This is a genomic window from Halorhodospira sp. 9628 (genome assembly GCF_022228075.1).
GTDB lineage: Bacteria > Pseudomonadota > Gammaproteobacteria > Nitrococcales > Halorhodospiraceae > Halorhodospira > Halorhodospira halophila_A.
Map to the genome: position 1 here is coordinate 59916 of NZ_JAJNRF010000003.1, position 20610 is coordinate 80525.

The 20610-nt window shown below is 65.9% G+C and carries 19 protein-coding genes and 2 tRNA genes; 15 read left to right on the top strand and 6 right to left on the bottom strand.

What is annotated here, in order from left to right; genetic code table 11:
- The first annotated feature begins 27 nt into the window (after positions 1-27).
- From LRG10_RS04630 to LRG10_RS04680, 11 genes are all read left to right on the top strand, one after another.
- Complete coding sequence (locus tag LRG10_RS04630; RefSeq protein WP_238634801.1) at positions 28-1503, top strand: DegQ family serine endoprotease; 1476 nt, start codon at positions 28-30, stop codon at positions 1501-1503.
- A 94-nt stretch (positions 1504-1597) separates the two neighbouring features.
- Positions 1598-3397, top strand: a complete 1800-nt coding sequence (lepA, locus tag LRG10_RS04635; RefSeq protein ID WP_201167266.1) for a translation elongation factor 4 — start codon at positions 1598-1600, stop codon at positions 3395-3397.
- Between the two features lie 9 nt (positions 3398-3406).
- On the top strand, positions 3407-4168 hold the full coding sequence (gene lepB / locus LRG10_RS04640; protein WP_201167263.1) for a signal peptidase I: 762 nt from the start codon (positions 3407-3409) through the stop codon (positions 4166-4168).
- A 3-nt stretch (positions 4169-4171) separates the two neighbouring features.
- The gene (gene rnc / locus LRG10_RS04645; RefSeq protein WP_201167262.1) at positions 4172-4876 is read left to right on the top strand and encodes a ribonuclease III; all 705 of its coding nucleotides are present in this window, start codon (positions 4172-4174) and stop codon (positions 4874-4876) included.
- A complete protein-coding gene (gene era / locus LRG10_RS04650) occupies positions 4869-5786 on the top strand; it encodes a GTPase Era (protein ID WP_201167260.1) in 918 nt (305 codons plus the stop codon). The genes rnc and era overlap by 8 nt, the downstream gene beginning before the upstream one ends.
- Entirely contained in the window at positions 5787-6491 is a 705-nt protein-coding gene (recO, locus tag LRG10_RS04655; RefSeq protein WP_201167258.1) for a DNA repair protein RecO, read from the top strand.
- Between the two features lie 23 nt (positions 6492-6514).
- Entirely contained in the window at positions 6515-7252 is a 738-nt protein-coding gene (gene pdxJ / locus LRG10_RS04660) for a pyridoxine 5'-phosphate synthase (protein ID WP_201167256.1), read from the top strand.
- Positions 7249-7629 (top strand): holo-ACP synthase, encoded by a 381-nt coding sequence (gene acpS, locus LRG10_RS04665; protein ID WP_201167254.1) that lies wholly within the window; start codon positions 7249-7251, stop codon positions 7627-7629. The genes pdxJ and acpS overlap by 4 nt, the downstream gene beginning before the upstream one ends.
- Positions 7630-7647: 18 nt before the next feature.
- On the top strand, positions 7648-8421 hold the full coding sequence (locus LRG10_RS04670; RefSeq protein ID WP_201167252.1) for a 3'-5' exonuclease: 774 nt from the start codon (positions 7648-7650) through the stop codon (positions 8419-8421).
- Positions 8422-8428: 7 nt separating this feature from the next.
- Positions 8429-9733 carry a 23S rRNA (uracil(1939)-C(5))-methyltransferase RlmD gene (gene rlmD, locus LRG10_RS04675; protein ID WP_201167250.1) on the top strand — a complete coding sequence of 435 codons (1305 nt, stop codon included), beginning with the start codon at positions 8429-8431 and terminating at the stop codon, positions 9731-9733.
- 17 nt (positions 9734-9750) lie between these two features.
- The gene (locus tag LRG10_RS04680; RefSeq protein WP_201167246.1) at positions 9751-10392 is read left to right on the top strand and encodes an NUDIX domain-containing protein; all 642 of its coding nucleotides are present in this window, start codon (positions 9751-9753) and stop codon (positions 10390-10392) included.
- An 82-nt stretch (positions 10393-10474) separates the two neighbouring features.
- Here the strand turns inward: LRG10_RS04680 and purB are convergent, their stop codons facing one another.
- Positions 10475-11842, bottom strand: a complete 1368-nt coding sequence (gene purB / locus LRG10_RS04685) for an adenylosuccinate lyase (RefSeq protein WP_238634803.1) — start codon at positions 11840-11842, stop codon at positions 10475-10477.
- 107 nt (positions 11843-11949) lie between these two features.
- Between purB and LRG10_RS04690 the strand changes: the two genes are divergently transcribed.
- A complete protein-coding gene (locus LRG10_RS04690) occupies positions 11950-13347 on the top strand; it encodes an aspartate ammonia-lyase (protein ID WP_238634804.1) in 1398 nt (465 codons plus the stop codon).
- 34 nt (positions 13348-13381) lie between these two features.
- On the opposite strand, the gene LRG10_RS04695 is transcribed toward LRG10_RS04690, so the two are convergent.
- On the bottom strand, positions 13382-14182 hold the full coding sequence (locus LRG10_RS04695) for a dihydrofolate reductase family protein (protein WP_238634805.1): 801 nt from the start codon (positions 14180-14182) through the stop codon (positions 13382-13384).
- 131 nt (positions 14183-14313) lie between these two features.
- Between LRG10_RS04695 and LRG10_RS04700 the strand changes: the two genes are divergently transcribed.
- The 3 genes from LRG10_RS04700 (at position 14314) to pgsA (ending at position 17588) form a co-directional block, all read left to right on the top strand.
- Positions 14314-14964: a response regulator gene (locus LRG10_RS04700; protein ID WP_238634806.1), complete on the top strand. Its 651-nt coding sequence runs from the start codon at positions 14314-14316 to the stop codon at positions 14962-14964.
- A gap of 221 nt (positions 14965-15185) precedes the next feature.
- Positions 15186-17027 carry an excinuclease ABC subunit UvrC gene (gene uvrC, locus LRG10_RS04705; protein WP_238634807.1) on the top strand — a complete coding sequence of 614 codons (1842 nt, stop codon included), beginning with the start codon at positions 15186-15188 and terminating at the stop codon, positions 17025-17027.
- 9 nt (positions 17028-17036) lie between these two features.
- The gene (gene pgsA, locus LRG10_RS04710) at positions 17037-17588 is read left to right on the top strand and encodes a CDP-diacylglycerol--glycerol-3-phosphate 3-phosphatidyltransferase (RefSeq protein ID WP_201167237.1); all 552 of its coding nucleotides are present in this window, start codon (positions 17037-17039) and stop codon (positions 17586-17588) included.
- Positions 17589-17762: 174 nt separating this feature from the next.
- On the opposite strand, the gene LRG10_RS04715 is transcribed toward pgsA, so the two are convergent.
- The 4 genes from LRG10_RS04715 to hemN all read right to left on the bottom strand — a co-directional run bounded on the left by LRG10_RS04715 (position 17763) and on the right by hemN (position 20601).
- Positions 17763-17847: transfer RNA gene (locus tag LRG10_RS04715), tRNA-Leu, on the bottom strand.
- Positions 17848-17908: 61 nt separating this feature from the next.
- Positions 17909-17982 (bottom strand) — tRNA-Cys (locus LRG10_RS04720).
- A 44-nt stretch (positions 17983-18026) separates the two neighbouring features.
- Positions 18027-19187, bottom strand: coding sequence for a LytR C-terminal domain-containing protein (locus LRG10_RS04725; protein ID WP_238634808.1), 1161 nt, complete (start codon positions 19185-19187; stop codon positions 18027-18029).
- A gap of 19 nt (positions 19188-19206) precedes the next feature.
- Positions 19207-20601: an oxygen-independent coproporphyrinogen III oxidase gene (hemN, locus tag LRG10_RS04730; protein WP_201167233.1), complete on the bottom strand. Its 1395-nt coding sequence runs from the start codon at positions 20599-20601 to the stop codon at positions 19207-19209.
- Between the last annotated feature and the right edge of the window lie 9 nt (positions 20602-20610).

The following is a 20610-nucleotide window of genomic DNA, read 5'->3' on the forward strand; positions in this document are numbered from 1 at the left end:
CGGGCAACAGGGTGAGGATCGATGGGTATGGCGAAACGTAAGTCAGTGCGGATCGCACTGGCTGTCGGTTTGGGGCTGGGTATCAGTGTCCCGGCGGCTGCCCTCGAGCTGCCGGATTTCACCGAGCTCGTCCGCGATAACAGTGCGGCGGTGGTGAACATCAGTACCCGGCAGGAGGCGCCAGCACAGCCGACCCCGGAGGGAATGCCGCCCGAAGGCATTGAGCCCCAACAGGGTCCGGCGCCGCCGGCCACCGGGGCGCGCCAGGTCTCGACGCCCCATGGTGACGAGCTGCATCTCCCCGATCCCGGTGAGCAGCCTGGCCCGGGTCCCTTCGGCGAGGATGGGCAATCACTCGGTTCGGGGTTTTTGATCAGCGAGGACGGAGTCATCCTGACCAATCAACACGTCGTCGCCCGGGCGGAGGAGGTCATCGTCCGACTCGCCGATGGTCGCGAGCACGACGCGGAGGTGATCGGCTCCGACGAGCGCACCGATTTGGCCGTCGTCGAGATTGAGACCGACGATGAGCTGCCCACCGTCTCGGTGGGCAGCGCCGATGCACTTGAGGTCGGGGAGTGGGTCCTGGCCATCGGCTCGCCGTTCGGATTCGAGCACTCCGTAACCGCCGGGATCGTCTCGGCCAAGGGCCGTTCGCTGCCGCACGGGAACTATGTGCCTTACATCCAGACTGATGTGGCTATCAACCCCGGGAACTCCGGGGGGCCGCTGTTCAACCTCGACGGTGAGGTTGTCGGGATCAATTCGCAGATCTATAGCCGTACCGGCGGCTTCATGGGGCTGTCATTCGCGATCCCCATCGAGCTGGCGATGGACGTCGCCGATCAGCTCCGTGAGACCGGGGAGGTGCAGCGCGGGTGGCTCGGGGTCCTGATCCAGGACCTGACGCGTGATCTGGCCGAGGGGTTCGGCCTTGAGCGCCCCCGTGGGGCCCTGGTCTCGGAGCTGCTCGATGACAGCCCCGCCGCTGAGGCCGGCCTTCAGAGCGGAGACGTCATTCTGGAGTTCGACGGCGAGGTGGTGGAGAATTCCGCCGCCTTGCCGCCCATGGTCGGGCGGACCAGTATCGGGCGCAGGGTCGAACTGCTGATCCTTCGTGATGGCGAGACCAAGACCGTGGAGGTCGAAGTGGCTGCCCTGCCGGGCGAGGACGAACTCGCCGCCTCGCCCGGGAAGCAGGACCCTGCGGACCGCAAGGGCGGTGCCGACCTGGGGCTGCGGGTGGAGCCCGTGGACGATGCCACCCGGCAGGAGTTGGAACTGGAGGATGAGGGCGGAGTGCTCATCACCGGCGTCGAAGAGGGGCCGGCCGCCGAGGCCGGGCTGCGGGTGGGCGACGTGCTGGTCAGTTTCGATCGGGAGCCTGTGCACACGGCGGAGGACCTCAGCGACGGCGTGGCTGCCGTGGAGCCCGGCAGTACCGTGCCGGTGCTGGTGATCCGTGACGGACACCCGAGTTTTCTGGCATTACAAATGCCCTGAGGCCTCGAAACGAGTAGAATGTGGGCGCCGCCCGCACGCGGGTGGCGCTTTTCTTTTTGGTTGGAACCGGCGACAAGGCAGGACCGAGCAACGCATGGAGAATATCCGCAACTTCTCGATCATCGCCCACATCGATCACGGCAAGAGCACGCTCTCGGATCGATTCATTCAGGTCGCCGGGACGCTGAGCGAGCGCGAGAGCCGCGACCAGGTCCTGGATTCCATGGACCTTGAGCGCGAACGAGGCATCACTATCAAGGCGCAGAGCGTGTCGCTGAAGTACCACGCGCGGGACGGGCAGGTCTACGAGCTGAACTTCATCGATACCCCGGGCCACGTGGACTTCTCCTACGAGGTATCTCGTTCGCTGGCCGCGTGCGAGGGAGCACTGCTGGTGGTCGATGCCTCCCAGGGGGTCGAGGCCCAGAGCGTCGCCAACTGCTATACGGCCCTCGAGCAGGACCTGGAGATCATCCCGGTGCTCAACAAGATCGACCTGCCGTCGGCGGAGCCTGAGGAGGTGCTCGAGCAGATCGAGGAAATCATTGGGCTGGACGGGGCCGAGGCGCTGATGGTCAGCGCCAAGACCGGTGAGGGGGTCGAGGATCTGCTCGAGGCCCTGGTCCAACGGGTGCCGCCGCCGAAGGGGCAGGCCGACGCGCCGCTCAAGGCCTTAATCATGGACTCCTGGTTCGATAACTACCTCGGCGTGGTGTGCCTGGCCCGGATCTTCGACGGCGAACTGCGCAAGGGGGACCGGATCCGCGTGATGGCCACGGACCGCGAATTTCAGGTGGATGATCTGGGCATCTTCACCCCTAAACGCACCCCGCAGGACCGGCTCGGTACCGGGCAGGTCGGCTATGTGGTCGCAGGCATCAAGGACATCGACGGTGCGCCGGTTGGTGCCACCCTCACGCGCGCTCAGGAGCCAGCCGCAACGCCGGTGCCCGGTTTCAAGCAGGTCCAGCCGCGTGTATTCGCCGGTCTCTTCCCCACCAGCTCCGACGACTTCGAGGCGCTGCGCACCGCCCTTGGCAAGCTACGGCTCAACGACGCCGCATTGAACTACGAGCCCGAAAACTCCCAGGCACTGGGCTTCGGTTTCCGCGTGGGGTTCCTTGGCATGCTCCACATGGAGATCATCCAGGAGAGGCTCGAGCGGGAGTACGATCTGGACCTGGTCACGACCGCACCGACCGTGGTCCACCACGTGATCACCCGCGACGGGCAGGAGCTGGAGATCGACAACCCGGCGAATCTGCCGCCGAACGCGGAGATCGAGGAGATCCAGGAGCCGATCATCGAGGCAAGCATCCTGGTGCCCCAGGAGTACGTCGGCAACGTCCTCGCCCTCTGCGAGGAGAAGCGGGGCGTCCAGAAAGAGATGCAGTACGTTGGCCAGCAGATCTCGCTAGTCTACGAGATGCCGCTCAGCGAGGTGGTCCTCGATTTCTTCGACCGCCTCAAGTCGGCGACGCGTGGTTTCGCTTCCTTCGATTACGAACTCAAGCGTTTTCAGGCCGACGATCTGGTCAAGCTCGATGTCCTGATCAACGGCGACCGCGTGGATGCGCTGTCGAATATCGTCCACCGGGATCACTCCTACCACCGCGGCCGGGCCCTGGTGGAGCGGCTCAAGGAGATCATCCCGAGGCAGATGTTCGAGGTGGCCATACAGGCGGCCATTGGCGGGCAGATCATTGCACGCAGCACCGTCAAGGCGATGCGCAAGAACGTCACCGCCAAGTGCTACGGCGGGGATGCGAGCCGCAAGCGCAAGCTCCTCGAGAAACAGAAGGAGGGCAAGAAGCGCATGAAGCAGGTCGGCAAGGTGGAGATCCCGCAGGATGCCTTCCTTGCCGTGCTGCGGGTCGATGACTCAAAGGATTAGTGGGCGCCCATGAACTTTGAAATCCTCCTTGTTGTGCTGACCCTGCTCACCGGCCTGGTGTGGGGCTGGGATCGGTGGCTGCGTCACCGCGAGAATATCGATCGTGACCGCGACCCGTGGTATATCGATCTGCCGCGCTCGCTTTTTCCGATCATCCTGATCGTGTTGCTGGTTCGCTCGTTCGTGGCCGAGCCGTTCCGCATCCCCTCCGGTTCGATGCTCCCCACGCTGCAGGCCGGCGATTTCATCCTGGTCAATAAGGCCTCCTACGGCATCCGTCTGCCCGTCCTGCGCAGCCGCCTGTTCGGGGATGGCGAGCCGGAGCGGGGCGAGGTGGCCGTGTTCCGCTATCCCGTTGACCCGGGCCAGGACTACATCAAGCGAGTCATCGGCCTGCCTGGGGACGAGATTCGGTATCAGGATCGGACGTTCTACGTTAACGGTGAGCGCCTGGAGCAGGAAGGGCAGGAGCGCTACGCCGGCCCAGGCGCTGACCCGGACCAACCCTCGGTCCTGCGCACGGAGCGGGTCTCCGGTCGCGAATACACCATCCTCCACCATCCGGCTTCCCAGTCGGCGGATTTCACGTACACGGTCCCCGAGGGTAAGTACTTCACTGTCGGGGATAACCGGGATCGCAGTGCCGACAGCCGGATGTGGGGCCCGGTGTCGGACGACTACCTGGCCGGGCGCGCGTTCCTGATCTGGATGAGTTGGGACAGCGAGGAGGGCGGGATCGCCTGGGATCGCATTGGCCAGCGGATCGAATAACCCATGTCCGATCTCGAACGCCTGCAACAGCGGCTCGATCACCGGTTCCGGGAACTTGACCGCCTCCAGGAGGCGGTCACGCACCGCAGTGCCGGCGGCCGCCACAATGAACGCCTGGAATTCCTGGGCGACTCGGTGCTGAACTTCGTCATCGCCCACGAGGTATTCCACCGGCGCCCGGGCGATAGCGAGGGTACGCTGTCGCGGTTGCGCGCGAGCCTGGTCAATCGCTCCAGCCTAGCGGCCATCGCGCGGGACATAGAACTGGGTGACCATCTTCGCCTGGGCGGCGGCGAACTCAAGAGCGGCGGCCACCGGCGTGACTCCATCCTGGCCGATGCCCTGGAGGCGGTGTTCGGCGCGGTCTACCTGGACGCGGGCTTCGAGACCGCGTCGCAAGTCATCATCGGCTTGTATCGTCCGCGACTGGAGAGCTTGCCGGAGCAGGCGGTGCTCAAGGACCCCAAGACTCGCCTGCAGGAGGTTCTGCAGTCGACGCGCCGTCCCCTGCCCGGCTACCAGGTGCTGGATGTCCGCGGACGAGCCCACCATCAGCGCTTTCAGGTCGAGTGCCGACTCAGCGACAGCGAGCAGAAAACGGTCGGTGAGGCCGGCAGCCGCAGGCAGGCCGAGCAGCGCGCCGCCGAGGCGATGCTCGTCGAGATCGGCGCCGAGTCGGCGGAAGGAGGAGGCTCCGGCCATGAGTAATGGATCAACCGAGGCGATTGCGACGCTCGAGCACAGCGGGCTGTGCGCACTGGTCGGTCGGCCCAATGTCGGTAAATCGACGCTGCTCAACGCCTTGCTCGGCGAGAAGGTGAGCATCGTCACGCGCAAGCCACAGACCACTCGGCACCGTATCCTGGGCGTTCTCAATCGCCCCGGATCCCAGACGGTGCTGGTCGATACGCCGGGCATGCACCAATCCGCCAAGCGTGCCCTGAATCGCCAGCTCAACCGGGCCGCCCACAGCGCGCTGGAAGATATCGATGTGGTCGTCTTCGTCGTCCGCGGAACAGAGTGGAAGGATGACGACCAGAGGGTCCTGGAACGCCTCACCGAGGTCGACGCCCCTGTCATTGCGGCGGTGAATCAGGTTGACCGGGTCCAGGACAAACGGCTGCTTTTACCACATCTGGAGTGGTTGGCCGCGCAACGGGAATTCGCGGCGCTGGTGCCGGTATCGGCTACCCGGAAAGAGAATCTCGATGCCCTCGAGCAGGAGATCATCCAGCAGCTTCCGGCGGGGCCACCCCTGTTCCCGGCCGACCAGATCACCGACCGGGACCTCGGCTTTCGCCTCGGTGAGTTAGTCCGCGAACAGCTCATGCTCAATCTCGGCGACGAACTTCCCTACACCACCACGGTGCAGATCGAGCAGCTCCATCGCGAGGAGGGTATGACCCGGCTATCGGCGGTCATCTGGGTCGAGACCGAGGGGCAGAAACCCATCGTGATCGGACGCGGGGGCGAACGACTCAAGAAAATCGGTCGCAGCGCCCGGTTGCAGATGGAGAATATGCTCGGCGAACGGGTCCACCTGGAGCTCTGGACCAAGGTCAAGGAGCAGTGGACGAACGATCGGCGGGCGCTCGACGAGCTCGGTTACACGGATTGAATGGATACCGCGCAGGGGCAGCCGGCCTGGGTGCTTCATCGGCGAGCCTTCCGCGAGAGCAGCACCCTGGTCGAACTGTTCAGCCGCGAGCACGGGCGTATCGGTGCAGTTGCCAACGGGGTGCGGCGACGGGGGTGGAGCGGGCAGCTTGAGCCTTTTATCCCGCTTCAGGTCGTCTGGAAAGGCCGCGGCGACCTCAAGACCCTGACCGAAGTCGAGCAAGCCGGACGCGGCTATGCGTTGCGTGGTGGGGCGCTGGCGTGTGGGTTTTACATGGCTGAGCTCCTGCTGGCGTTGACCCGGCGGGAGGACCCGCACCCGCTGACCTGGGAGCGTTACGCTATCGCCGTCGATTGTCTGGCTGGGGATGATGCGGAGCCCGCACTGCGGCGCTTCGAGCTCGCGCTCCTGGAGGAGAGCGGCTACGGCATGGAGCTGGAAACGGACGTCCTCGGCCGGCCGGTTGTGCCGCAGTCCGCCTACCGCTACACCCCGGAGCGGGGCGCTGAGCCTGCGGGCACGGGCGAGGGCGGCGTGGAGGTCCGGGGGGCTACACTGCTGGCACTGGCAGCCACGGAGGGGCAGGGTTTGTCGCAAGAACCGGTGCGCAGCGAGGCGCGGCGGCTGATGCGGGCGGTGCTCCATCGACATCTGGGTGGGCGCCGGTTGCGCAGTCGCGAGATGTTCCGATCGCTGCGCGGTTGATGGGACGGCTTTCTGGGAGACCTATGTCCACGGGGCAAATTCAACTCGGTGTCAATATCGATCATGTGGCTACGCTGCGTCAGGCGCGCGGCACACGCTACCCTGACATCCTTCACGCCGCGGCGGAGGCCGAGCGCGGAGGGGCGGATGCGATCACGGTCCACCTGCGCGAGGATCGCCGGCACATTCAGGACCGTGACGTGGAGGAGCTGCAGCGGCATACGCAGACCCGGGTCAACCTGGAAATGGCGGTTACCGACGAGATGATCGGGATCGCCTCGCGGCTGGGTCCGGCGGATTGCTGCCTGGTGCCGGAACGGCGCGCCGAGTTGACCACCGAGGGTGGCCTCGACGTTGCCGGGGATGTGCAGCGCCTGGAGCAGGCTTGCCGCAGCCTGGGCGAGGCCGGCATCCGGGTGTCGCTGTTCATCGACCCCGATCCGGCCCAGATCGATGCCGCGGCGACCGCCGGGGCCCCGGTGATCGAACTCCACACCGGTGCTTACGCCGATGCCCCGGATGCCGCTACGCAGGGCCGCGAACTCGAGCGCCTGCGGACGGCGGCGTTACGGGCCCGTGATGCCGGACTGCAGGTCAATGCCGGGCATGGTCTGCACTACCATAACGTGGAGCCGGTAGCGGCACTCCCGGCCATGGCCGAACTGAACATCGGCCATGCCATTGTCGCCCGCGCGGTCTTCGAGGGGCTGGCGCCGGCCGTGGCGGAGATGAAGCGGCTCATGCGGTCGGCGGCGGCATGATTGCCGGCATTGGTACGGACATTGTGGCCGTGGTGCGACTGGAGCGTGCACTGGAGCGCCACGGTGAGCGACTCGCCCGGCGTGTTCTGGCGCCGGGCGAACTGCAAGGCTTCCAAGAGTCCGGCGGTACCGCGGCGTTCCTGGCGCGCCGATTCGCTGCCAAGGAGGCTGCCTCCAAGGCCCTGGGCACCGGGCTGAGCGATGGGGTGACGCTGCGCGATCTTGAGGTGGTCCACGATGCCCGGGGCAAGCCCTCGCTGCGCTTCCACGGCGCCGCCGCCGAGCGGGCCGCAGCCCTGCGGGTGAATGAGGCAGCCCTGAGCCTCAGCGACGAGCGGGAGTACGCCGTTGCCTTCGTGGTCCTCGTAACCGGCTGATCGACAGGGAGAGAAACGATGAACGTGCTCGCCTTTGATATCGAGACCGTTCCCGACCTGGCCGGCGGCCGGGTCGTCTACGGTCTGGACGGCCTCGAGGACACGGATGTCTCCCGGGCCATGGCGGCGCGACGCCGCCAGGAGACTGGAAACGAGTTCCCGCGACTGCACCTGCACCGGGTGGTGGCCATTTCGCTGGCCGGTCTGGTCGAGGGCCGTTTTCGCGTCTGGTCACTGGGCACCCCGGAGGATGGCGAGCAGATACTCCTCGAACGCTTCTTCGAGGGACTCGATCGCTATGTGCCCAATCTGGTCTCCTGGAACGGCAATGGCTTCGATATCCCCGTGCTGCACCATCGCGCTCTGATCAATGGGGTCAGTGCGCCGCGTTACTGGGAGACGGGCGACAACGATCGAGCCTTCCGTTTCAACAACTACCTCAACCGCTATCATGATCGCCACCTCGATCTGATGGACGTCCTCTCCTCGTTCCAGATGCGGGGTGCCGCACCGCTGGACGAGGTGGCCACGCTCTGCGGTCTGCCCGGCAAGATGGGCATGACCGGCGGCGCGGTAGCCGATGCCGTCGCCCGGGGCGAGATCGAGGCGGTGCGCAACTACTGCGAGACCGACGTGCTCAATACCTATTTGCTATACCTGCGCTTCCAGTACTTCCGCGGCGCCCTGGACCGCGAAGACTACCAGCGCGAGACCGACCGGGTGGCTGCGGCGTTGGAAGCCACCGATCGTCCCCACCTGAGCAGCTTCCTGGAGGCCTGGCGTGGGGCGTAAACGGCGTATGTCCCGCGAGCCGGTGGAGGCCCGTATCGAGGGCATGGCCCACGAGGGGCGCGGGATCACCCACGATGCCCAGGGGCGGCCGGTTTTCGTCGATTTCGCCCTGCCGGGCGAGCGGGTTCGCTACCGGTATACCAAGCTGCGCCGTCAACGGGCCGAGGCGACGGCGATCGAGATTCTCGAGCCGGCGGCCGAGCGGATCGCACCGCATTGTGACCATTTCGGCACCTGCGGCGGGTGCGCGCTGCAGCATCTTCCCCCGGAGGCGCAGATCGCCCACAAGGAACGGGTCCTGCTCGAGCAGCTACAGCGCATCGGTGGTGTCGAACCGGAGCAGCGTCTGGCACCGCTGACCGGGCCGGTCTGGGGGTACCGGCGCAAGGCGAGGCTAGCCGTCAAGCACGTGCCTAAGAAAGGTGGGGTGCTAGTCGGCTTCCGCGAGAAGCACAGCCCGCTCGTGGCGCCGGTGGACAGTTGTCCGGTGCTCGACCCGCGGGTGGGTGAGCGCATGCAGGACCTGGCCAGTCTGGTCGGCTCCCTGTCGATCCCGGACCGCATTCCCCAGATCGAGGTAGCCTGCGGGGACGCGCGCGCGGCGCTGGTGCTGCGCCACCTGGCGCCGCTCACAGACAGCGATCTGGATCGGCTGAGTGAGTTTGCCGCAGCCACCGGCCTGGCCATCCTCCGTCAGCCGGGGGATGAATCCACGGTGACGCCGGTGGCGCCGCAGTCGGCGCTGGACCTAAGCTACGCCCTGCCGCCCTACGATGTCGAAGTGGCGTTCTTACCCACGGACTTCACGCAGGTCAATGCCCCCATCAACGTGGCCATGGTCGAGCAGGCTCTGGAATGGCTGCAGCCGCGGCCGGGCAGACGCATCCTCGACCTGTTCTGCGGGGTGGGCAACTTCACGCTGCCGTTGGCGCGAGAAGGGGCCGCGGTGACCGGCATCGAGGGCGAGGCGGGACTGGTCCGCCGCGCCGAGGAGAATGCGGCCACCAACGGGCTGGACGCCTCCTTCGCCGTGGCCGATCTCGCCAGCGAGGAGGGCACCCGACAGGCGGCGGGACACTATGACGCCGTCCTGCTGGACCCGCCACGCTCTGGTGCCCAGGAGGTTCTTCCCGCGGTTGCCGGCACAGGCGCTAGCCGGGTGGTCTATTGCTCCTGTGGCCCCGCAACGTTGGCCCGCGATGCCGGGATCCTTGTCGCCGAGCACGGCTTCCGGCTGAAGGCGGCGGGTATTATGGACATGTTCCCGCACACCGCCCATGTCGAGAGCTTCGCGGTTTTCGACCGTGACTGAATCGAGGGAGTAAAGGAATGGCCCACCGTTTCGAGATCCTCGGTCGTGACCCCTGCCATGAGGGGTTCCTCCGTTTGGACCGGATCCGTCTGCGTCACGCCAGGTTTGAGGGCGGCATGACGCCCGAGTTGACGCGGGAGTGTCTGGTCCGTGGCTTGGCCGTTGGCGTCCTGCCTTATGATCCCGAGCGCGACGAGGTCATCCTGGTCGAGCAGTTCCGGGTCGGGGCCATCGACGACAATCGCGGCGCCTGGATCACCGAGACCATCGCCGGCATCGCGGAACCTGGGGAAGATCCGCGCACAGTGGCCATCCGCGAGGCGCGGGAAGAGGCCAACGTGGTCATTGAGGACCTGCGCCCGATTGCGGACTACCTGCCCAGCCCCGGCGGCAGCACGGAGCGGGTCGTGCTTTACTGTGCCCGCTGCGATACCAGTGAAGCCGGCGGTGTCCACGGGCTCGACGAGGAGCACGAGGATATCTGGACCCATGTGCTCCCGGCCGACGAGGCCATCGGACAGGTGGCAGAGGGCCATTATCGGGCCGCCATGCCGGTGATTGCGCTACAGTGGCTGGCTCTCAACCGCCGTCGTCTGCGCGAGGAGTGGACCGAGGGGGCCTGGTCGGACCATCTCTGGTCCGCTGAGGATCCCGACTAGCGCCCGGAGCAGCAACGTCACCGGGCCCACCCGGGGCCGGGCCGCAAGGGCCCGGCGCACCCGGCGCAGAGGCGGCGAGCGGCTACACTGCGCGGGCCTGGGCCGCGGCATTGCCCAGGTAGGTTCGCGGGGTTAGCCCGCGCAGCTGATCCTTGGCTTCCTCCGGTAGGTCGAGCCCCTCGATGAATGTGCGGACCGCGTGCTCATCGATCCGGCGACCACGCGTGAGTTTCTTGAGCTGCTCATACGGTTCCTCGGCCCCGTAGCGGCGCATCACCGTCTGGATCGCCTCGGCCAATACCTCCCAGGCAGCCTCTAGGTCGTCGTCGAGGCGGTGGGGGTTGGCCTCCAGCTTGCCGATACCTTTCTCAAGGGACTTCAGGGCAATGAGTGTGTGGGCGATGCCCAGGCTCACCGTGCGCAGGGCCGTGGAGTCACTCAGATCCCGCTGCCAACGGGATACGGGCAGTTTGCGAGCCAGGTGCTCAAGCAGCGCTGACGAGACCCCCAGGTTCCCTTCGGCATTCTCGAAATCGATCGGATTGACCTTGTGGGGCATGGTCGAGGAGCCGACCTCGCCGGCAACGACCCGCTGTCCGAAGTAGCCGAGCGAGATATACCCCCACACGTCGCGGCTGAGATCCAGCAATACGGTATTGACCCGGCTGATGGCATCGAACAACTCGGCGATCCAGTCGTGGGGCTCGATCTGCGTGGTATAAGGGTTCCACCCCAGCCCCAGACCCTCGACGTAGCGCTGCCCCAGGGCAGGCCAGTCCACCTCCGGGTACGCGATCAGGTGGGCGTTGAAGTTGCCCACGGCGCCGTTGATCTTGCCCAGCGGCTGGACATCCGCCAAGCGCTGCCGCTGCTCGCGCAGCCGATGCACCACGTTGGCGATCTCCTTGCCCAGCGTTGTGGGCGAGGCCGTCTGACCGTGCGTGCGCGAGAGCATGGGCTGCTCAGCCTGGGTATGGGCGAGCTCGCGCAGCTGCTCGATGGTGGCGTCCAGCGCCGGCAGCAGGACCTCGTCGCGGGCACCACGGAGCATGCACGCCCAGGCCAAGTTGTTGATGTCCTCGGAGGTGCAGGCGAAGTGCACAAACTCGGCGCGCTGCGCGAGCTCTTCGTGCGCGGTGAGCCGCTCCTTGAGATAGTACTCGACGGCCTTGACGTCGTGGTTGGTGGTCGCCTCGATCGCCTTGATTCGCCGCGCCTGCTCGGTGTCGAAACCGGCTAGCAGCTCCTCCAGGAAGGTGGTGGCATCGGCCGACAGCGGCGGGACTTCGGCGATTCCCGGCTCGTTAGCCAGGGCCTGCAGCCAGCGGACCTCGACCACCACTCGGTGACGAATCAAGCCGTACTCGCTGAGCAACGGCCGCAGGCTGTCGGTCTTGTCGGCGTAGCGCCCATCGATCGGCGCGAGTGCGGTCAGGGTATCCAGCTCCACGGGTAAGGGTCTCCGCTGCCAATTCCGGCCGCGTATTCTACAATGCCTGTTCGCCTTTTTGTGGGCCTGATCGCCCCTCGCTATTGAGCAGGAGAGAGAGCCAATCTATGACTCAAGACGGTTACCGGATCGAACGCGACAGCATGGGTGAACTCCAGGTCCCGTCGGACGCCCTGTACGGCGCGCAGACGCAGCGTGCGGTGCAGAACTTCCCGATCAGCGGGCAGCCCATGCCGCGGCCCTTCATCCAGGCGCTGGGGCTGATCAAGGCGGCCTGCGCGCGAGCCAACCGCGACCTCTCCGGCCTCGATCCGACCGTCGCCGAAGCCATTGCGGAGGCGGCCGAGGCCGTCGCAAGGGGCGAGTACGACGACCATTTCCCCATCGACGTCTTCCAGACCGGCTCGGGCACCTCGAGCAACATGAACGCCAACGAGGTCATCGCCCGGCTGGCCAGTGACCGGGCGGGCTGCCCCGTCCACCCCAACGATCACGTCAACATGGGGCAGAGTTCCAACGACGTCATCCCGACGGCAATCCACGTCAGCGCCGCCCTCGAGGTTCACGATCGGCTGCTGCCGGCACTGCGCCGACTGGCGGACACCATCGAGCAGCGCGCCACCGAGCTTGAGGATGTCACCACCACCGGTCGGACTCACCTGATGGATGCCATGCCGGTGACCCTGGGGCAGGAGCTCTCGGGCTGGGCCGCGCAGATCCGCAACGGGGTCAGCCGCATCGAGGCTGGCCTGCCAAGGCTGCACGCCCTGGCCCAGGGGGGCACCGCCGTGGGCACCGGCATCAACGCCCCGGCAGAGCTGGGTGAGCAGGTCTGTCGGCGGCTTGCCGAAGCCAGCGGCGTACCCTTCGCCCCGGCGCCGAACCGCTTCGAGGCCCTGTCGAGCCAGGATGCCGCGGTGGAGCTATCCGGACAATTGCGCACCGTGGCGGTCTCTTTGATGAAGATCGCCAATGACCTGCGCTGGATGAACAGCGGCCCGTTGGCGGGGTTGGGCGAAATCAGCCTCCCGGCCCTGCAGCCCGGATCGAGCATCATGCCCGGCAAGGTCAATCCGGTCATCCCGGAGTCGGTGGCTATGGTCGCGGCACAGGTCATGGGTAACGACACCACCGTCTCGGTGGCGGGCCAGTCCGGGAACTTCCAGCTTAATGTCATGCTGCCCTTGATCGGCTACAACGTGCTGCAGAGCATCGATCTTCTCGCCAACGCGTCGACGGTCCTCGGGCAGGACGCCATTGCCGGGTTTACCGTTAACGAGGACAACCTGCGCGCCGCTCTGGACCGCAACCCGATTCTTGTGACGGCCCTGAACGCCGTGATCGGTTACGAGAAGGGCGCCGAGATCGCCAAGCAGGCGTATCGGGAGGGGCGGCCGGTGATCGAGGTGGCCCGCGAGATGACCGACCTCTCGGAGGCAGAGTTGCAGCGCCTGCTGGACCCTCGGGAGCTGGCACGCGGCGGCATCCCGGGCCAGGGACAGTAACCGCCCGGCCGGGATGCCCGGCGCCTGGATCGGTCTACCCCCGGACCCGGTCCAGGCGCATCAGTTGCTGTTCCTCGCCCGGGGCGGTACCGGGGTCGAGGTAGATCCAGCGCAACAGGAAGTCGGCCGGGCGCTCAAGGCCTGCACCTTCGATGATGGTCTCGAACGCACCTGGCTTGCCGCCGATGATCCGGTGGCGGACGGTTTTGAAGAGTGTATCGAGGCTCCCGTCCGAGACCAGAGTATGTGCTACTTGAGGACCGGCGACCGAATACACCCGGGCATACCCAAGTGCGCCGAGCGTCTCGCGCACCTGCTGACCCGTCACTCGCCCGCCGGGGAACCGGGCCGCCACCTCGGCTCCCACCTCACGATGACACTGCAGCCGTTCCGCTGCTGTATCTTCCGGGACGAACAGCCAGATCCGTCGCCCCTGCTCGCGCAGCAGGGACGGGATCCGAAAATCCGCTGAACCGGAAACAACCGCCACATCCGGTTGCAGCTGCATCCCGTGATCCCGCCGCCACTGCTGCAGGTCGTTGAATGCCGGGCCCACCGGAAGGATATCCTGGGCAAAGCCCCCCTCGAGTTCCCGCAGGTAACGCCCGCTGGTGATCAGGCAGTCCGCTCGCGCGGCGAGCTCCTGGAAGAGTCGCCAGTCACGGGCATTAGCCACCGTATCTGGCACGCGGCAACCGGGGCCGACATCAAGGCTGATGCGCCCGTCCAGGCTGGTGACAAAGTTGGCGTAGACCCATGGCGTATTGCCGCTCCCCTCCGGGAGAGGGGTGTCGAGGTAGAGGCCTTCGAGGTCGACGGAACCTGTTGATTCCAAAGGATACAATCGCTGAAGCCGGGGATGTAGGGTAGGGTCCATGCAGGTGACGGCCTGATCAGTTTGGGTTGCCCGAATGTAACACGCTCTACAGAATAGCCGAGTATCCCGAGCGGTTTCGAGGTGGGTGGATGATTCGCATTGTTCTGGCAGACGATCACCGCCTGGTCCGGCAGGCCATCGAGGGAATGCTCCGGGATATCCCGGACCTCCAGATCGTTGAGCAGGTACAGAACGGCGAGCAGGCCCTGTCTGCAGTGCGCGAGCATGAGCCCGATGTGGTTCTCATGGATCTTCAGATGCCAGGCATGGGGGGGATCGAGGCCACACGGCGCTTGTCCCGTAGCCACCCGAAGGTCGGCGTGATCGCGGTCACCATTTATGACTCGGGGCCCTATCCGGCCCACGCGCTGCGGGCGGGCGCCAGGGGATATGTGCACAAGGGGGCGGACCGGGAAGAGTTGATCGAGGCTATCCGCTCGGTCTACCTCGGACGCCGTTATATCTGTTCGGAGGTCGCCCGGCACGTGGCCCTGGTCAGCCTGGACGGCACCGGCGAGAGCCCGTTCGATGGTCTGACTTCCCGCGAGTTCGAGGTGCTGATGCGCATCCTCAACGGACAGCGGGGGACCAGCATCGCCAAGGAGCTGTGCCTGAGCCCCAAGACCGTGAGCACCTACCGCGGTCGTCTCTACGAACGGCTGGGCGTGCGTAACGATGCCCAGTTGACGCGGGTTGCCCTCGACTACGGTCTGCTTGAATCCAAGCCCCCCGAGTCCTGAGCGTTTCCTCGCCTGCGGGTGGCGGTCGGGGGTGTCACGGGCCGCGGCTGTTGCCCGCGCGCCTGGTGCCGGCGCGGCCGCCATGACTCCGACTGTGTTCCGCTCCGGTGGACAGTGGCTGAAGGAGCGGGTACAACACCCGGACTCTCCAGAACCGGGTTTCCGGGGGGCGACGGCAGGCGGTCAGACCGGCTCAACAGCAGGGCAGGGCATGGAACGGGATGAGCAAGGGTTCGGCAGAGCAGATCTCCGGGCGTGAGGCGTTGCGCGAGCGGGTCCGCAGCATGCCGGAGCGGCCGGGCGTTTACCGCATGCTCAGCGCCGAAGGCACCATCATTTACGTCGGTAAGGCCCGCAATCTGCGTCGGCGCGTCTCCAGCTACTTTACGCCGTCCCGCAAGACGCCCAAGACGGAGCGGCTCGTCCAGCTCATTGCCGATATCCAGATCACGGTGACGCACACCGAGGCCGAGGCGCTGATCCTGGAGAACAACCTGATCAAAGAGCACCGGCCGCGCTATAACGTCCTGCTGCGGGACGACAAGTCGTACCCGTATATCTACCTCTCCAGTCATCAACAGTTTCCGCGGCTAGGCTACCACCGGGGCGGCCGGAAGGGGGCGGGCCGATTCTTCGGGCCTTACCCGAACTCCACGGCCGTGCGCGAGACGCTCGGTCATCTGCAGAAGGTCTTCCCCATACGGCAGTGCCGGGACACGTTCTTCCGGAACCGCTCGCGCCCCTGCCTGCAATACCAGATCCGACGCTGCACGGCGCCCTGTGTCGGGTACATCAGCGAGGAAGACTATCGCCGCGAGGTGCGGGACGTGGAGCTCTTCCTGGAAGGGCGCTCCGGCGAGGTCATTGCCGAGCTGGTCGAGCGCATGGAGGAGGCCGCGGAGAACCTGGCGTTCGAGCAGGCGGCGCGCCTGCGTGACCGCATTGCCAATCTCCGGCACATCCAGCAGCGGCAGTACGTCGCGCAGGACCGGGACGACGACATGGATGTGGTTGCCTGCGTGGCAGAGGGGGATACGGCCTGCGTTCAGGTTTTTTTCATTCGCGGCGGCAACAGCCTGGGCAACCAGTCGTACTTCCCCAACGTGCCGGGAGGCAGTCGCGAGACCGATATCCTGGCAAGCTTTCTGGCTCAGCACTACATCGGCCGTGCCGCCCCCCCAGAGGTCGTGATCAATCGCCCGGTCCGCGAGCAACGCCTGCTCGAAGAGACCCTGCGCACCCCCTCTGGCGGCGCGGTGGCGATCCGCCATCGTGTGCGCGGCGACCGTCGCCGCTGGGTCGAGATGGCCGAGGAGAATGCCCGCTACGCCCTGTCGGCACGCAGTGCCTCCACGTCCAGCCAACGCAAGCGCTACAGCGCGCTTGCCGAGATCATCGACAGCGACATGCCGCCGGAGCGGATCGAGTGCTTCGACATCTCCCACACCGGCGGCGAGGCAACCGTGGCCTCCTGCGTGGTCTTCAATCAGGAGGGGCCGGTCAAGAGCGACTATCGTCGCTTCAACATCCGCGATGTAACGGCCGGCGACGACTATGCGGCCATGCACCAGGCGCTGACGCGGCGCTACCGGCGCGTGCAGAGCGGCGAGGCACCGCTGCCCGACCTCTTGCTAATCGATGGAGGAAAGGGGCAAGTTGCACAGGCACGGGAAGTCCTCGACCAACTGGGTATCGACGGCGTCGCCCTGATGGGGATCGCCAAGGGGCCGGAGCGTCGCCCCGGTGAGGAGACCCTGCTGCTCGATGACGGGGAGCGGGAACTCGAGTTGCCGGCGGATTCGCCGGCGCTTCACCTGTTGCAGCAAGTGCGTGACGAAGCCCACCGCTTTGCGGTCAGTGGTCATCGCCAGCGCCGCGGCAAGGCACGACGGGAGTCGATCCTGGAAGAGATCCCAGGACTGGGGCCGAAACGCCGCCAGAGCCTGCTGAAACACTTCGGGGGGATGCAGGGAATCCGTCAGGCGGGCGTCGAGGACCTGGCCTGCGTGCCCGGCATCAACCGCTCGCTCGCTCAACGGATCTACGACACGTTCCACGGCTAGGACACCATCATGACGCTGACTCTGCCCACCGCGCTCACACTGTTCCGCATCGTGCTGATCCCGGTCTTCGGGCTCTGCTTCCTCCTGCCTCCGCCGTGGACCAACCTGCTCACCGTGGCCGTGTTCGCCTTAGCGGCGATCACCGACTGGCTTGATGGGTACCTGGCCCGCCGACTCAACCAGTCGTCGGATTTTGGCGCGTTCCTGGACCCGGTGGCGGACAAGCTTATGGTGGCCGTAGCGCTGGTTGCCCTCGTGGCGGTCTACCCCGGACTCTGGATGGCGATCCCGGCGGCGGTGATCATTGGTCGCGAAATCGCGGTCTCGGCATTGCGCGAGTGGATGGCGGAGATCGGCAAGCGGGCTAGTGTAGCGGTGAACCAGATGGGCAAGCTGAAGACGGCCGCGCAGATGGCGGCCATCCTCATGCTGCTCTATCGCGAACCCATCCTTGGGATACCGATTCCCGAGATCGGATTCATTCTGGTCTGGATGGCGGCACTTCTGACCCTCTACTCCGCCTACGTCTACATGCGAGCGGCGATGGAGGTCCTAGACTGACACGTGGATGGGACGGGCAGGGCGCGGGCGACTAGGCCGCCTTCGGCCGCCGGCACCCCGCCGCCGGTTTGAGCCGGCCCTTCGAGGGGGCATCGTTTGGTGCCGACAGCCATCGAGTTGCGGGATCGGGGTAGAGGCCGCGTAGGCCGCGTAGGCGCGGCAAGGCGCCCGGCATGGTGCCCAGGGCCGGACTCGAACCGGCACGGCATAAGCCTGGCGATTTTAAGTCGCCTGCGTCTACCAGTTCCGCCACCTGGGCAGGCGGGGGATCGACTTCGCCATGACATTTGGAGGGGGCGATAGCCGATGGGGAAAGGTGGTGGAGGCTAGGGCGGGAATCGAACCCACGTACACGGCTTTGCAGGCCGCTGCATCACCACTCTGCCACCTAGCCAGCGCGTCGCATGATAGCGATACAGTGCTCCGAGGGCAAGGGGGCTACTCCAGGTCGAAGCCGACGAGCACGGCGATTTCGGCCTGATCAGGCAGATCCTCCCGCTGCTCGATCAGCTGATTGCCCGGGAGGGCGCGGGCGATCTCCCGAGCCCGTTCGGCATGCCCCGGCCGATAGAGGATCTTTGTGCGGTCCCGGCGGGCCACGTCGTCCTCCTCACGGGCTTCCGCAACCGATAGCTCAAGGGTCTCCAGGGTATCGACGACCAGGGCTGTCAGTTCCGGTATACCGGAGTGGTTCAGCACGACAACGCCTCCGGTCGCCTCGGGTTCGGGAACCTCGGGACGCGTCAGCAGCCGGCGCTCAATATCCCCCACCCGCCGATCCAGGCGCTCGATCGCTGTCTCGTTGGCGGCAATACGCTCGCGGAGGCTATCCAGATCGCGATCCGGCGGGCGATGCCGGTACGTCCACGTAGCGAAGATCGCCCGCTCGGGCTCAGCGTTGCGCTGCACGGTATCGAACTGAGCCAGGAACTGGAGCTCGGAGTTGCCCGTGATGCGAAACCGAATGCCCGGACGGAAGGACAGGCTCTGCTGATCCCGAGTCGTCGATCCCAGCCCCTGGGTGCCGCGGATCCCGAGATAGGGCTCGGCATCGATGTCGGTATCCAGACCCACACCGGCCTCGGCGGTTAGCCGATTCGCCAGCCGATAGTCGAGGTCGCCGCTGCCGGGATCTTGGCGGTGGTCGTGGCGCTCGAGAGCGCCGCGGAGGTAGAAGGCTCCGGGGACCAGCCAGTCCTCGCCCCGGAAATCGGCACTGACCCCGTAGTTGTGCGATCCGCTCCCAACTCGCTCCCCGGAGTCTGCCGGGTCGAAGGTGGTGTAGCCCCGCAGCACCGCCCGGCGACGCCCGTCGTCGTGGATCCGGAAGGAGAGGTCGGTACGGAACGAGCTGCGCAGAGCGTACTCGTCCTCTTCAAGGTCGTGCCGGTAGGGAACCGTGATCGCGACGTCGAAAGGCCCCGGAAGACCGGCGCGCAGCGTGGGCAGGATATCCATGGTCGTGCCCTGGCCCGCGCCGAAATAGCTGAATCCCAGGGTCCCGCGTGCATCGACTTGCCCGGGGTCCAGAACTTGCGTATCGGGGAGGGTCGGCCCGGCCACGGCGCTTGCCGCCGTGGCCAGGGCCGATGCGGCCACGCCCCCTCGCCAGAGCCTCCTACAGCACGCGGCTATAGCGCTTGCCCTCATTGGCTTCGCGCTCCAGGTAGGCATCGAAGGCCATGGCGACGTGGCGGAGCATTAACCGCCCTCTTGGAAGTACCTGAAGGTGGCGGTCGTCCATCTCCATCAGCCCGTCTTCAACCAGCGGCTGCAGCCGTTCCAGGGCATCGGCGAAGTACTCGTTGAAGTTGATGCCGTGCCGCGCCTCAATGTCCGCGTAATCGAGACGGGAGTGGCACATGACCTCGATGATCACCTCCCGGCGTAGCAGATCATCCTCGTTCAGCTCGTAGCCGCGGAAGACCGCCAGGTCGCCGTTGGCGATGCGCTGCTGGTACTCCTCGGGATCCCGCAGGTTCTGGCTGTAGGTGTTGCCGATCTTGCCGATGGAAGTGGACCCCAGGGCGATCAGGTCGCACTCGGCACGTGTGGAGTACCCCTGGAAGTTACGGTGCAGGGTGCCTTTCTTCTGCGCCACGGCCAGTTCGTCATCGGGCAGGGCGAAGTGATCCATGCCGATAAAGACGTAACCGGCCTCGGTGAGTTTCTCGATGGTGCGCCCAAAGATGGTCAGCTTGTCCTCGGGACCGGGCAGCTCGTCCTCGTTGATCTGCCGCTGGATCTTGAACAGGTGCGGCAGGTGGGCGTAGTTGTAGATCGCCAAGCGCTCAGGGCGCAGTTCAATGACCTCGTCCAGGGTCTCCTCGAAGGATTCCACCGTTTGCTTGGGGAGGCCGTAGATGAGATCGACGTTGGTCGAGCGGAACCCGTGTCGCCGGCCTTCCTCGATGATCGAACGGCAGAGTTCGGCGCTCTGTACGCGGTTGACCGCTGCCTGCACGTCCTCGTTGAAGTCCTGAACGCCTACGCTCATGCGGTTGAAACCGAGCTCGGCGAGGCGACCGATATCCTCGAGCTGCACGTCGCGCGGGTCGATCTCGATGGAGAACTCCCGGTGATCGGTGTCGTCGAGGGTGAACTGCTCGCGCAGCTTCTCGACCAGGCGGCCCAGATCGTCGACCGTGAGGTAGTTGGGGGTGCCGCCTCCCAGGTGCAGTTGCTCAACGCGTCGGTGGTCTCCGAAAAGTTGTGCCTGGAGCTCGATCTCCCTGAACACGTGCTCCAGGTACTCCTGGGCACGGCCGTAATTCGCCGTCACGATCTTGTTGCACGCGCAATAGAAGCAAACATTGCGGCAGAACGGCACGTGCACATAGACCGACAGGGGGTTGGGGTGATCCGCCTCGTTGGTGGCCCGGGCTGCCGCGGCGTAAGCCTGGGCGTCAAACCCTTCATGGAATTGGGGCGCCGTCGGGTACGACGTATAGCGCGGTCCGCTTACATCGTAGCGGCGCAGCAAATCGCGATCGAAGTCAAGCCGTTGTTCCATAAGAGACCC

Excerpts from the sequence above, each read along its gene's own strand:
- LRG10_RS04630 (WP_238634801.1), top strand. The coding sequence starts at position 28 with ATGGCGAAACGTAAGTCAGTGCGGATCGCACTGGCTGTCGGTTTGGGG.
- lepA (WP_201167266.1), top strand. The coding sequence starts at position 1,598 with ATGGAGAATATCCGCAACTTCTCGATCATCGCCCACATCGATCACGGC.
- lepB (WP_201167263.1), top strand. The coding sequence starts at position 3,407 with ATGAACTTTGAAATCCTCCTTGTTGTGCTGACCCTGCTCACCGGCCTG.
- rnc (WP_201167262.1), top strand. The coding sequence starts at position 4,172 with ATGTCCGATCTCGAACGCCTGCAACAGCGGCTCGATCACCGGTTCCGG.
- era (WP_201167260.1), top strand. The coding sequence starts at position 4,869 with ATGAGTAATGGATCAACCGAGGCGATTGCGACGCTCGAGCACAGCGGG.
- recO (WP_201167258.1), top strand. The coding sequence starts at position 5,787 with ATGGATACCGCGCAGGGGCAGCCGGCCTGGGTGCTTCATCGGCGAGCC.
- pdxJ (WP_201167256.1), top strand. The coding sequence starts at position 6,515 with ATGTCCACGGGGCAAATTCAACTCGGTGTCAATATCGATCATGTGGCT.
- acpS (WP_201167254.1), top strand. The coding sequence starts at position 7,249 with ATGATTGCCGGCATTGGTACGGACATTGTGGCCGTGGTGCGACTGGAG.
- LRG10_RS04670 (WP_201167252.1), top strand. The coding sequence starts at position 7,648 with ATGAACGTGCTCGCCTTTGATATCGAGACCGTTCCCGACCTGGCCGGC.
- rlmD (WP_201167250.1), top strand. The coding sequence starts at position 8,429 with ATGTCCCGCGAGCCGGTGGAGGCCCGTATCGAGGGCATGGCCCACGAG.
- LRG10_RS04680 (WP_201167246.1), top strand. The coding sequence starts at position 9,751 with ATGGCCCACCGTTTCGAGATCCTCGGTCGTGACCCCTGCCATGAGGGG.
- LRG10_RS04690 (WP_238634804.1), top strand. The coding sequence starts at position 11,950 with ATGACTCAAGACGGTTACCGGATCGAACGCGACAGCATGGGTGAACTC.
- LRG10_RS04700 (WP_238634806.1), top strand. The coding sequence starts at position 14,314 with ATGATTCGCATTGTTCTGGCAGACGATCACCGCCTGGTCCGGCAGGCC.
- uvrC (WP_238634807.1), top strand. The coding sequence starts at position 15,186 with ATGAGCAAGGGTTCGGCAGAGCAGATCTCCGGGCGTGAGGCGTTGCGC.
- pgsA (WP_201167237.1), top strand. The coding sequence starts at position 17,037 with ATGACGCTGACTCTGCCCACCGCGCTCACACTGTTCCGCATCGTGCTG.
- hemN (WP_201167233.1), bottom strand. The coding sequence starts at position 20,601 with ATGGAACAACGGCTTGACTTCGATCGCGATTTGCTGCGCCGCTACGAT.